11 protein-coding genes are annotated in these 11,990 nt (G+C 70.6%); 8 read left to right on the forward strand and 3 right to left on the reverse strand.

The window, feature by feature from the left end:
* The first annotated feature begins 58 nt into the window (after positions 1-58).
* Positions 59-2,029, forward strand: coding sequence for a bifunctional metallophosphatase/5'-nucleotidase (locus D9V36_RS35020; protein ID WP_129297301.1), 1,971 nt, complete (start codon positions 59-61; stop codon positions 2,027-2,029).
* 101 nt (positions 2,030-2,130) lie between these two features.
* Here D9V36_RS35020 and D9V36_RS35025 read toward each other — a convergent pair whose 3' ends face one another.
* Positions 2,131-2,799, reverse strand: coding sequence for a lysophospholipid acyltransferase family protein (locus D9V36_RS35025; RefSeq protein WP_129297302.1), 669 nt, complete (start codon positions 2,797-2,799; stop codon positions 2,131-2,133).
* Positions 2,800-3,115: 316 nt separating this feature from the next.
* On the opposite strand from D9V36_RS35025, the gene D9V36_RS35030 reads away from it, so the two are divergent.
* Both D9V36_RS35030 and D9V36_RS35035 read left to right on the forward strand, forming a co-directional pair.
* Positions 3,116-4,252 carry a glycerophosphodiester phosphodiesterase gene (locus D9V36_RS35030; protein ID WP_129297303.1) on the forward strand — a complete coding sequence of 379 codons (1,137 nt, stop codon included), beginning with the start codon at positions 3,116-3,118 and terminating at the stop codon, positions 4,250-4,252.
* A gap of 376 nt (positions 4,253-4,628) precedes the next feature.
* Positions 4,629-5,171 (forward strand): GNAT family N-acetyltransferase, encoded by a 543-nt coding sequence (locus tag D9V36_RS35035; protein ID WP_129297304.1) that lies wholly within the window; start codon positions 4,629-4,631, stop codon positions 5,169-5,171.
* A 109-nt stretch (positions 5,172-5,280) separates the two neighbouring features.
* On the opposite strand, the gene D9V36_RS35040 is transcribed toward D9V36_RS35035, so the two are convergent.
* Positions 5,281-5,739, reverse strand: a complete 459-nt coding sequence (locus D9V36_RS35040) for a hypothetical protein (protein ID WP_129297305.1) — start codon at positions 5,737-5,739, stop codon at positions 5,281-5,283.
* Entirely contained in the window at positions 5,732-6,100 is a 369-nt protein-coding gene (locus D9V36_RS35045; protein WP_129297306.1) for a hypothetical protein, read from the reverse strand. The genes D9V36_RS35040 and D9V36_RS35045 overlap by 8 nt, the downstream gene beginning before the upstream one ends.
* 653 nt (positions 6,101-6,753) lie before the next feature.
* On the opposite strand from D9V36_RS35045, the gene D9V36_RS35050 reads away from it, so the two are divergent.
* From D9V36_RS35050 to cbiE, 5 genes are all read left to right on the forward strand, one after another.
* The gene (locus tag D9V36_RS35050) at positions 6,754-7,830 is read left to right on the forward strand and encodes a methionine ABC transporter ATP-binding protein (RefSeq protein WP_129297307.1); all 1,077 of its coding nucleotides are present in this window, start codon (positions 6,754-6,756) and stop codon (positions 7,828-7,830) included.
* Positions 7,827-8,558: a methionine ABC transporter permease gene (locus D9V36_RS35055; protein ID WP_129297308.1), complete on the forward strand. Its 732-nt coding sequence runs from the start codon at positions 7,827-7,829 to the stop codon at positions 8,556-8,558. Before D9V36_RS35050 ends, D9V36_RS35055 begins: the two co-directional genes overlap by 4 nt.
* Before the next feature lie 99 nt (positions 8,559-8,657).
* Complete coding sequence (locus tag D9V36_RS35060) at positions 8,658-9,515, forward strand: MetQ/NlpA family ABC transporter substrate-binding protein (protein WP_129297309.1); 858 nt, start codon at positions 8,658-8,660, stop codon at positions 9,513-9,515.
* A 291-nt stretch (positions 9,516-9,806) separates the two neighbouring features.
* Positions 9,807-10,442, forward strand: a complete 636-nt coding sequence (locus tag D9V36_RS35065) for a GNAT family N-acetyltransferase (RefSeq protein ID WP_129297310.1) — start codon at positions 9,807-9,809, stop codon at positions 10,440-10,442.
* A gap of 163 nt (positions 10,443-10,605) precedes the next feature.
* Positions 10,606-11,826 (forward strand): precorrin-6y C5,15-methyltransferase (decarboxylating) subunit CbiE, encoded by a 1,221-nt coding sequence (gene cbiE, locus D9V36_RS35070; protein ID WP_129297311.1) that lies wholly within the window; start codon positions 10,606-10,608, stop codon positions 11,824-11,826.
* The last annotated feature ends 164 nt before the right edge of the window (positions 11,827-11,990 follow it).

Below are 11,990 nucleotides of genomic sequence, written 5' to 3' on the forward strand. Positions count from 1 at the left end.
GGCCTGCTTGACTCTCCCGTCGTCCCCCTACGGACGGCTCGTTCAGGAGAGTGACGCAGTGCGCGACATCGGACGACGCTCCTTCATCACCGCCGCGGGGGCTCTGGCCACCGCGAGCGCCATCGGCAGCAACGCCTACGCCACCGGCCACGCCCGCGACGCGGCCGGCGCCGACGAATACGTCGACGTCCAACTCCTCAACATCACCGATCTGCACGGCTATCTGCAGGGCGCCCCGGGCGCCAACTCCGTCATCACCGGGGCCGGCGGAAAGAAGTACACCGTGGGCGGCGTGGCCTATATGGCCGCCCACCTGGAACGGCTGAGAGACGGCCGCGACAACTCGCTCTTCTTCGCCCCCGGCGACCTCTTCTCCGGCTGGGAGTTCGATGCCTCCTCCTTCGCCGACGAGCCCACCATCGAGGCGCTCAACGCCATGGGCCTCGACTTCGCCTCGGCCGGCAACCACGAGTTCGACAAGTCGGCGGCCTTCCTGACCTCGCACATGGTCGACGGCGACGACTTTCCGGTCGTCGGACGGGACGACGACTTCAAGGACTCCACCGGGCGCCGTTTCGAGGGCGCGCAGTTCCCCTACTACAGCGCCAACATGGTCTGGAACGCGTCCGGCAAAACCGTCCTGGCGCCGTACAACATCGAGTACGTGGACGCCGGCCGGGGCCGCCGGCTGGCGATCGGCTTCATCCATCTGACCGCCGTCGGCACCGAGTCGTTCCCCGGCTCCTACCAGCCGGGGCTGCGCACCCTGGACGAGCTGGAGACCGCCAACCGCTGTGCCGCGCAGCTCAAGAAGCGCGGTGTCCATGCGATCGTGCTCAGCATGCACGACGGCGCGGTGGCCGGCAGCGACTTCACCAGCGGCAAGAACCCCTCGGGACCCGCCTACGAACTGGCGCTGCGCGTCTCGCCCGACATCGATGCCATCGTCACCGGCCACTGGCACTGCGCCTTCACCATGATGCTGCCCGACCCCAACGGCGACCCCCGCCCCTTCGTCGAGGCCGGCTGCTACGGGCAGATCATCAACGAGATCAACCTCCGTCTCGACCCGGACACCGGAGCGGTCATCCGGGAGCTGACCACCTCCACCAACCACCCCAACACCCGTGATGTGACGCCGGATCCCGAGCTGCGCTCGATCGCCGGCTACTGGGCGGACTACGGCTCCCGCCGCGCCCGCACCAAGATCGGCACCCAGACCGACTCCTTCACCCGGCGGCGCAACACGCTGGGGGAGTCCACGATGGGCAATCTCGTCGCCGACTGGGCGCTGTGGGCGGGCCGGCAGCCGCACGGCCCGATGGACGACCCCGCCGACCACCCCAACACCCCCGCCGACCTCGCCGTGATCGCGGTCGCCCCGCGGGTCGGCCAGGCGGTGATCGCCGGCGATCTGATCCGCGACCAGGAGACCGACGGCACCGTCACCTTCGCGCAGGCCTGGAACTCCGTGGGCTTCGGCGACCCGATCCTCACCGTCACCGTCACCGGCCGGCAGATCCATGACGCGCTGGAGGAACAGTGGGCGCCGACCGCCGGCGGCGGCCTCGGCTTCTCACCGCTGGCGGTCTCCGGCAACGTCCGCTACACCTTCGACGCCGCGGGACCGGTCGGCCGGCGGATCGACCCGGCCGACGTCTTCATCAACGGCACCGCACTCGACACCGGCCGCCGCTACCGCCTCGCCGCCCCCTCGTACACCCTCATCAACCAGGACGGCTTCAGCGCTTTCACCGGCTTCACCGCGCCGGTCCGGCACACCCGCGACTTCGAGAGCTTCATCTCCTTCGTCCGCACCAAGAAGCAGCTCACGCCCGCGCCGCTGAACCGGGTGCGGGTCAAGAACGCGCAGGTGCCCGGCGCCCGCACCGGCACCATCACCCAGCGCCAGCAACTCCTGCAGGCCGACGGCAGCGTGGTACCGCGGCCCGAGGCGGCGCTGCGTACGGCGCTGACCGGCGGCGCCGAGGGCCAGCGCGCGCCCGGTGGCTTCCGAGTGCCCTGCTGAGCCGTAGCGGGGCGGGTGTCTGCTGATACACGGGAGCACCACACGCACCACGGGCCCCGTCCGGCAATCGGACGGGGCCCGTGGTACGGGGCGAGGGCGGGTCAGGCGGCCCTGGCCTTGGTGGCGTAGATGTCGACGTACTCCTGGCCGGACAGCTCCATCACGTCGCTCATCACCTCGTCGGTGACCGCCCGCAGCACATAGCGGTCGCGGTCCATGCCGTCGTAGCGGGAGAAGTCCAGCGGCTCACCGAAGCGCACCGTCACCGGGGCGATGCGCGGGCGGCCCTTGCCGCCGGGCTGCACCTTGTCCGTGCCGATCATCGCGAACGGGACGACGGGGGCGCCGGTCATCAGGGTGAGCCGGGCGATACCCGTACGGCCGCGGTAGAGACGGCCGTCGGGGGAGCGGGTGCCCTCGGGGTAGATGCCGAAGACGCTGCCCTCCTCCAGGACCCGGCGGCCGGTCATCAGGGCCGCGACCCCGCCGTGCCCGCCGTCGCGGTCCACCGGGATCATGCCGGCGCTGGTGAAGAACCAGGCCATCAGCCGGCCCTTGACACCCTTGCCGGTGACGTACTCGTCCTTGCCGATGAAGTACACCGGGCGCTTGACCAGCAGGCCCAGGAACAGCGAGTCGATGAAGGTGACGTGATTGCCGGCCAGGATCACGGGCCCGGTCGCCGGAATGCGCTCCATGCCCTCGACCTTCGGGCGGTACAGGACACGCATGACGAATCCGAGAATCGCCTTCAGCACAATGCGGGACAACGGGCCCTCCGGGTCGCGACTGGTCAACGTCAAGCGGGCGCAGATCTCTGCAGCCCAGCACAATACTCGCGGGTCACTCCGGCTCGCACATCGGGTTCACGAGGTCGATACGCACAGTTGACCCACGGTTGACGTGTGTTGCCTCCATGTTCCCCCCTATGTTGGTGGGCGTCTCCCCGGCATGACCCGTCCGTGCTTACGATCGGCCCGGTTCCGTGGGCCGGTGTGCAACACGCCTCACCGCACGCCGGAAAACACCCGGAAGCACCTGGAACACACGAAAACACCTCGGACAACTCGGACAAGGAGCGTGCGCATGCACAAGTGGCAGCAGCCGGGACGACGGACGGTGCTGGGGGCCGCGGCCCTCGGCGCGGGAGCGGCGGTATTCGGGACAGCCGGCCAGGCGAGCGCCCGTACCCGCGAGGGCGTGTCCCAGGAGCTGCCGGTGCCGCTGATCGTCGGTCACCGCGGCGCCAGCGGCTACCGCCCCGAGCACACCTTCGGCTCCTACCAACTCGCCCTCGACATGGGCGCGGACGTCATCGAGCAGGACCTCGTCCCCACCAAGGACGGGCATCTGGTCTGCCGTCACGAGAACGACATCACCGCCACCACCGATGTCTCCGCGCACCCCGAGTTCGCGGACCGCAAGACCACCAAGACCGTCGACGGCACCAAGCTGACCGGCTGGTTCACCGAGGACTTCACGCTCGCGGAGCTCAAGACCCTGCGCGCCAAGGAGCGCATACCGGGCACCCGCCAGCACAACACCCTCTACGACGGCGTGTGGGAGGTGCCGACCTTCGAGGAGGTCCTGCAGTGGGCCGAGCGTGAGGGCCGCAAGCGGGGCCGCCGCGTCTGGCTGCACATCGAGACCAAGCACCCCACCTACTTCCGGAAGCTCGGCCTCGGCCTGGAGGAGCGGCTGGCCAAGGCGCTGCGGGCGCACGGCAGGCACCGCAAGAACTCCCCGAACTTCCTGCAGTCCTTCGAGCCGAGCAGCCTCCAGCGCCTGGACAAGCTGGTCGACTGCCCCAAGGTCGTCCTGCTGGGCACGCTCAAGGACCGCCCCTGGGACTTCACGGCGACCGGTGACCCGCGCACCGTGGCCGACCTCGTCAAGCCCGAGGGCCTGAAGTGGCTCGCCGGGTTCGCCCAGGGCATCGGCCCGGACCTGACCGTGATCATCCCGCGGGACGCCGACGGCAAGCTCGGCGAGCCCAGCCCCGTGGTCAAGGACGCGCACGCCGCCGGGCTGGTGCTGCACCCCTACACGGTCCGCAACGAGAACACCTTCCTGCCGACCGACATGCGCCGCGGCACCGACCCGAACGCCTACGGCGACTCCCTCCGCTTCTTCAAGGCGCTCCTGGGCACCGGTATCGACGGCCTGTTCTCCGACAACCCCGACACCGCGCTGCTGGCGGCCGCGGAGTTCCGCAAGCGCTGACCCCGTGGGGCCCGTCGCGGCCCTTCATGGCCCCTTCGCGGGCCTCTTCGCGGCGGTCCGCCGTCGTGGCGGAGCCCGGACCGGCATCGTCTCCCCTGCGCCCTCCTCCGGCTTCCCCGCACTCTCATCTGAGTTGGGAATGTCACAGGAGAGCCCGGTGCCGGTCCGTTCCGTCCGCCTCAAATGCCTGCGCAGAATGCTCGCGGCGGAGATTGCCGCTGCCACATACCGGGGATCCCGGAAGGAGCAGTGTCAGCCACGCCATGGCGGCGACGGGTACCCCACGGCGCCGTCCGTCAGGGCACATCGTTCCGGGCGCACCCCTCTCACCCTCGAGCGCCCGGACCAACGAACCGAATAGGGGAGGCATACGCGCATGGGCACGAGCGTGACCATCTCTGCCGCGACCGACCAGGACGCCGAGCAGATCCTCAAACTCCAGTACCTCTGCTACCAGCAGGAAGCCGCGCTGTACGACGACTACGGCATCGAACCGCTCACCCAGACGCTGCAGGCGCTGCGCGACGAACTGGGCGAGGGCTGCGTCATGGTGGCCAGGCTCGGCGAGGAGGTGGTCGGGTCCGTGCGCGGCACGGTCGACGAGGACGGCACCGCGCGGATAGCCAAGCTCATCGTGCACCCGCGGATGCAGCGGCACGGCCTGGGCGGGCGGCTGCTCGACGCCGTCGAGCAGCGGCTGGCGGCCGAGCGCTCGGCCACCCGCTACCGCCTGTTCACCGGCCACCGCAGCGAGGGCAATCTGCGGCTGTACCGCAGCCGCGGCTATGCGCCCGTGGGCACCGAGCAGCGCACTTCCCGGCTGAGCGTGGTGACGCTGGAGAAGGAGCTCCGCGCGGAGGCCGCCGCCGTGGCCACGCCCGCCGAACCGAGCCAGGAGGAGTTCGCCGCCCAGGCGTGACGCCGTCCGGCATGAGAGAAGGGGGCGGGTCCCGGCTGCACGGCCGGGACCCGCCCCCCTTCCGGGAAGCCGCCCCCTGGGCGAAGGCGTCCCCTGGGCGAAGACGTGCCTAGTTGGCGGGCTGCTCCGTACGGGCCCGGCGCAGCCACAGCAGCCCCGTGACGGGCAGGATGACCGGGATGAAGAGATAGCCCATGCCGTAGTCCGACCAGACCGTGGCGTCGGGGAAGGCGGACCGGTCGAGCAGCGTCCAGGTGCCGATGCCGAGTACCCCGAGCAGTTCCAGCGCACAGCAGGCGATCGCGGCCCGGCGGGCGCCCTCACCGCCGCGCACCAGCGAGAAGGTGATGAACCCGTAGACGACCGCGGAGAGCGCCGAGAGGCTGTAGGCCAGCGGAGCCCGGTCGAACTGGGCGATCAGCTGGTAGAGCGAGCGGGAGGCGGCCGCGACGGTGAAGATGCCGTAGAGGGTGACCAGCAGGCGCCCGGGGCCGGTGCCCAGGGAACGCCGTGCCGGGGCGGTGGCCGTGGTGCCGTCCGCCGCCGTGGTTGCCGTGGTCTCAGGCACTGCCGCCTCCCCAGATGTCGAACAGCCGCACTTCCAGTACCGCCAGCACCACGGCGCCCGCCGCGACGGTGGCCGAACCCCAGCGGGTGCGCTCCGAGAGCGACATGAACCCGGTCGCCGGGACACAGGCGGCAGCCCCGAGCAGATACGAGACAAAGAGCGCGGTGCCCTTGTCCGGCGTTGCTCCGCCCGCCAACTGCACGACGGCGACCGCCAGTTGGACCAGGCCGAGAACCGATACCAGGGCCATGCCGATGAAGTGCCAGTCCTTGGTCGGCTGGTCGCGGAAGGCGGCGAAGCCGCACCAGGCGGCGAGGGCGAGAGCGGTCACCGCGACCGCGATCGTCAGCGCGTCGATCACCGGGACCTCCGGGCCACGTGGCTGCGCGCCGTGGGGTTGTGGGGCATGGGGCGATGCTAATCGGCGGCGGGCGGGCGGCCGCCTCCGGCCCCGCCGTGGCCGGCTGCCCCGCGGCGGAAACCACCGGGACGGCGACCATCACGGCGGTGACCGTGGCGTTGGCCACAGCCCACCGGGCGGACGTACTGCCCCAGGGCGCCGCCACCACCCTGCTCCCGGCAGCATCCGTGCAGGCCACGGGCGGATCGGTGGAGATCATCCGCGCGCCGTGCGGCGCCGTCCACGGGTTGGTCAGACGTGTCCGCTATTCGGACTGGCTTGATTGCGCCGTCCCGCTGTCTGGTTTACTTGCCGCCATGACCACGACGAGCAACCGCACCCCTGCGACCGAGGCGTACCTGACGCCCGGTGCTCGTTGCATGTGTCGAATGTGTGACCGCTGAGGGCCCCCGCCTGAGCCTCGCGCCCCGAAGCGAGACCCTGCCATGAGCCGTACGTCGACTTCCCGACGCCCTCGGCCGCCCCGCGTCACCGGAACCCGGAGCCGGGCCCCGCGCCCGCCGCCGCTCCCTGTTCCCCTCTGCCGCACTCGCAAGAATGCCCCGTGCCCGGCGGGCGAGCCGCCGAGCACTCGACAGTGACGGAATTCCCTAGTGATCACCACAACGGGCCTGACCAAGGTCTACCGTTCAGGAGACCGCGAAGTCACCGCCCTGGACGGCGTCGATCTGCACGTCCGCGAGGGCGAGGTGTACGGCGTCATCGGCCAGAGCGGTGCCGGAAAATCCACCCTCATCCGCTGCCTCAACCTCCTGGAGCGCCCCACCTCCGGCACGGTCACCGTCGCCGGCCAGGAGCTGACGTCCATCGCCGGGCGCGGCAAGCGCGCCAGTGCCCAGCTGCGCGCCGCCCGCAGCCACATCGGCATGGTCTTCCAGCACTTCAACCTGCTGTCCTCGCGCACCGTCCAGGACAACGTGGAACTGCCGCTGGAGATCCTCAAGGTCGACCGCCGTGAGCGCTCCCGCAAGGCGCTGGAGCTGCTGGAGCTGGTCGGCCTCGCCGACAAGGCCAAGGCCTACCCCGCCCAGCTCTCCGGCGGCCAGAAGCAGCGTGTGGGCATCGCCCGCGCGCTGGCCGGCGACCCCAAGGTGCTGCTCTCCGACGAGGCCACCAGCGCCCTGGACCCGGAGACCACCCGCTCCATCCTCCAGCTGCTGCGCGACCTCAACCGCAAGCTGGGCCTGACCATCGTGCTGATCACACACGAGATGGACGTGGTCAAGACGATCTGCGACTCGGCCGCGCTGATGAAGAACGGCCGGGTGGTCGAGCAGGGCACCGTCGCCGAGCTGCTGGCCACCCCCGGCTCCGAGCTGGCCCGGGAGCTGTTCCCGGTCGGCGGCGAACCGTCTGCCGACGACCGCACCGTCGTCGACGTCACCTTCCACGGCTCGGCCGCCACCCGCCCGGTGATCTCCGAGCTGTCGCGCACCTACAACGTCGACATCTCGATCCTCGGCGCCGCCATGGACACCGTCGGCGGCAAGCAGGTCGGCCGGATGCGCATCGAGCTGCCCGGCCGCTTCGAGGAGAACGTCGTGCCCATCGGCTTCCTGCGCGAGCAGGGGCTCCAGGTGGATGTGGCGGATGTGGCGGGCCAGACCGTCGACAACGCGCTGAGCGGCGTCGCGACCGGCGCCCCGCTGGAGAAGGAAGGTGCCAAGTGACCTGGTCCGAGATGCAGCCGCTGCTGTACGACAACACCCTCGACACCCTGTTCATGGTGTGGTGGTCGACGTTCTACGCGGTGCTCTTCGGCATCCCGGTCGGTGTGCTGCTGCACCTGACCCAGCGGGGCGCCATCCTGCAGAACGTCGTGATCAACAAGGTGCTCGGCGCGATCGCGAACATCGGGCGATCCTTCCCGTTCCTGATCCTGATCGTGGTGCTGATCCCCTTCACCCGCCTCCTCGTCGGCGTCTCGATCGGCCCGACCGGCGCGGTGGTCCCGCTGGCCCTCGCCGCCATCCCGTTCTTCGCCCGGCTGGTGGAGGCCGCGCTGCGCGAGGTCGACGGCGGCCTGGTCGAGGCCGCTCACGCCATGGGCGGCGGCACCTGGACCATCATCTTCAAGGTGCTCCTCCCGCAGGCGCTGCCCGCGCTGATCGCGGGCGTCACCACGCTCGTCATCCAGCTGATCGGCTACTCCGCGATCGCCGGTGCGGTCGGCGGCGGCGGCCTGGGCAACCTCGCCTACACCTACGGCTATCAGCAGTACGAGACCTCGCTGATGATCGCCACCGTGGTGGAGCTGATCCTCCTGGTCTCCCTCGTCCAGCTGCTCGGTGACGTCGTCGTCCGCCGGCTCGCCGGGCGCGGCACCCGTACCTCGCTGCGGATCGGCCTGCGCCGTGCCCGCGCCGAGGAACCGGCAGCCGTCACCGAGGCCGCCTGACCCACCCCGGAGCCATCGCTCCACCCCTGAGCCCGGACCCTTTGCCGGGCGGACACCGCACGTGACCCCCCGCGTGCGAACAAGAAAGAGGCACTCTTCGTGCGCAACACCGTCAAGATCTCCGTCGCCATAGCCGCCGCCTCCGCCGTCGCCCTCGGCGCGAGCGCCTGCAGCGCGCCCTCCGACACCACCGCCAGCACCGGCAAGGGCGACAAGAACGCCCCCCTCGTCGTTGCCGCGAGCCCCACGCCGCACGGCGCCATCCTCGACTTCGTCAAGAACAAGCTGGCGGCGAAGGCGGGCCTCAAGCTCGTCGTCAAGCCGTTCAACGACTACAAGATCCCCAACAAGGTCACCGACGACGGCCAGGTCGACGCCAACTTCTTCCAGCACAAGCCGTTCCTCGACACCTTCAACAAGGAGAACGGCACGCACATCGTGCCCGTCCAGAACGTGCTCATCGAGCCGCTGGGCATCTACTCCAAGAAGATCGACAAGCTGTCCCAGCTCAAGTCCGGCAGCACCGTCTCGGTCCCCAACGACCCCTCCAACGAGGGCCGGGCGCTCAAGCTGCTCGCCGACAACGGGGTGATCACCCTCAAGCCCGGCGTCGGCTCCGACGCCAAGCTGACCGACGTCAAGGACGACAAGGGCATCAAGATCACTGAGCTGGAGGCCGCCCAGACCGCGCCGCGCATCGACGACGTCGACGCCGCGATCATCAACGGCAACTTCGCCATCGGCGCCCACCTCAAGCCCTCCAAGGACGCGCTGGCCCTGGAGAAGGCGAAGGGCAACCCCTACGCCAACTTCCTCGCCGTCAAGAAGGGCAACGAGAACGACCCGCGGATCAAGAAGCTGGCCAAGCTCCTGAACTCCCCCGAGGTCAAGAAGTTCATCGAGGACAAGTACACGGACGGCTCGGTCATCCCGGCCTTCGGCCCCGCCAAGAGCTGACGCCGCCGCTGCTGTCCTGAACGTTCTCCCCGCCGCCCACCCCCCCTTCGGGGTGGGCGGGTGTGGACGTGCGGTCGCCTCCGCGCAGGTCACCGGAAGGTGACCGTCCGCAGGCGCGCCCGCCGGGCCCCGGATCCGTGCACGCGCGCGGCCGGGGTCCACGCGCGTGCACACCCGCGGGCCGATGCTGCATGCTGGTGCATTCAAGACGGTCAAGACGGCCCGTGACCTCGCGGTCTCACAGCCCGCGACGTTCCGGAACACCACAGTCAACGGCGTGGGAGCAGCGGCATGACATCCACCTTTCCGGACATCTCCATCAGCACGGACCGGTTGGTGCTGCGCCCGTTCGAAGAGGCCGACGTGCCCTCCCTCACCGCCATGATGAACGACGAGCTGGTCGCCGCCTGGACCGCGATACCCCAGCCGTACACCGAGGACGCCGCGCGGACCTGGACCACCGAGAACGCCCCCGCCGAACGGGCCTCGGGCCACGGCATCGACTTCGCGGTCACCGAGTTCCTCACCCAGCGCCTGGTCGGCGTGATCCAGCTGCGTCACACCGACTGGCGGATCCGCTCCAGCGAGCTCAGCTATGTCGTCGCCTCCTGGGCCCGCGGTGAGGGGTACGCCTCGGAAGCCTCGCTCGCCGTCGCCCACTGGCTCTTCCACGACCAGAAATTCGAACGCATCGAGTTGCGCACCGCCGCCGGCAACACCGCCTCCCAGCAGGTCGCCCAGAAGATCGGCTGCATCAGCGAGGGCGTGCTGCGCAACGCCTTCATCGTCCGCAGCCGCACCGAGGACGGCGGCTGGACGGACATCCGCACCGATCTGATCGTGTGGAGCCTGCTGCCCGAGGACCTGGACGGGATCCCGGGCCGGCCGGCGGAGGAGAACGCATTTTCCTACCCCGAGTGGAACTGACCCCACGTCCGCACTGCGGTCCGTACCTCTCGGGGTACCCTCGGCCTGCCGCGCACCTGCGCGACCAGCGCCCCAGCGGCACCTCACCGGCCTGCGGCCGCCCGCAGCCGGCCCGCCTGCCGCCCCCGCGCGCAACCACAGCAGCCCCAGGAGACTGACGAGCATGGCCGACCGGGTCACGGTGATCGGATGGGACGGCTCCGCGCTGACCGCCGCCGCCCGCTCCGCCCTCGGCGCCGCCACCCTGGTGGCCGGCGCCGCGCACCACCTCGCACTGCCCGAAGTCCCGCCGAACGCCGAGCGGATCCGGCTCGGCAGTGTGACCCTGGCCGCCCGCCGCATCGCCCAGCACCGTGGCACCGCCGTCGTGCTCGCCGACGGCGACCCCGGCTTCTTCGGCGTCGTACGCACCCTGCGGGCACCCGAGCACGGCCTGGAAGTCGAAGTGGTACCGGCCGTCTCCTCCGTCGCCGCCGCCTTCGCCCGGGCCGGTATGCCCTGGGACGACGCCCAGGTCGTCGTCGCCCACAGCCGCGATCTGCGCCGCGCGGTGAACGTCTGCCGCGCCCACACCAAGGTCGCGGTGCTCACCTCGCCCGGCGCCGGGCCCGCCGAACTCGCCCTGCTGCTCGGCGGCGTCCACCGCACCTTCGTCATCTGCGAGGACCTGGGCACCGACCGGGAGCGGGTGACGGTACTCACATCGGACAAGGTCGCCGACCATGTCTGGCGTGACCCCAATGTCGTCATTGTCGTCGGGGGTTCACCCGGCGGCGCCGCGGCCCAGGGCACCGGCTGGATCGCCGGCCGCGAGGTCGGCCACCCGACGGGAGCGCGCGGCTGGGGACTTCCGGCCGGCGCCTACGGTGGCGCTCTGGGCGAGGGGGAATCCGTCCAGCTGCGCACCGCGCAACTCGCCCGCCTCGGGCCGCAGGTGGGAGACCTCGTCTGGGACATCGGCGCGGGCAGCGGAGCCGCCGCGGTGGAGGCCGGGCGCTTCGGCGCCGCCGTCATCGCGGTGGACGCCGACCCCGACGCCTGCGGAAGGGCGGCCGCCCTCGCCCGCCGCCACGGCGTCCAACTCCAGGTCGTGCACGGGCGGGCACCGCAGGTCCTGGAGGACCTGCCCGAGCCCGATGTGGTCCGGGTCGGCGGCGGGGGAGCGGAGGTCGTCACCGCCTGCGCGGCCCGCCGCCCCGAACGCATCGTCACCCACGCCGCCACCCGCGACGAGGCCGAAGTACTGGGCCGGGCGCTGGCCGACGGCGGCTACGACGTCGAGTGCGCGCTGCTGCAGTCCGTGGACCTGGACACCTCCGTCTGGGTCGAACGCGAGCGGTCCGTGGTGTTTTTGCTCAGCGGCTATCGCGTTCCTCACCCATGACCAGCACGGCAACCCGCGCGGGGTAGGCTGGCGGATCGTTGCGCCGCCGTTCCGCATTCGGCTTCGTACACCAATATCCGGAAAATGCCGTGGTTTTGGCCGAATATGAAGCTCTGGAGAGCGGACGTGCCGCGAGGCGTGCTCGCTCGTTCTAGCTATCGGGG

Origin of the sequence: Streptomyces lydicus (assembly GCF_004125265.1) — a bacterium.
Lineage (GTDB): Bacteria > Actinomycetota > Actinomycetes > Streptomycetales > Streptomycetaceae > Streptomyces > Streptomyces lydicus_C.

Bases quoted from the DNA above. Each gene is read 5' to 3' on its own strand.
- D9V36_RS35030 (WP_129297303.1), top strand. From the start codon at position 3,116: ATGCACAAGTGGCAGCAGCCGGGACGACGGACGGTGCTGGGGGCCGCG.
- D9V36_RS35035 (WP_129297304.1), top strand. From the start codon at position 4,629: ATGGGCACGAGCGTGACCATCTCTGCCGCGACCGACCAGGACGCCGAG.
- D9V36_RS35065 (WP_129297310.1), top strand. From the start codon at position 9,807: ATGACATCCACCTTTCCGGACATCTCCATCAGCACGGACCGGTTGGTG.
- cbiE (WP_129297311.1), top strand. From the start codon at position 10,606: ATGGCCGACCGGGTCACGGTGATCGGATGGGACGGCTCCGCGCTGACC.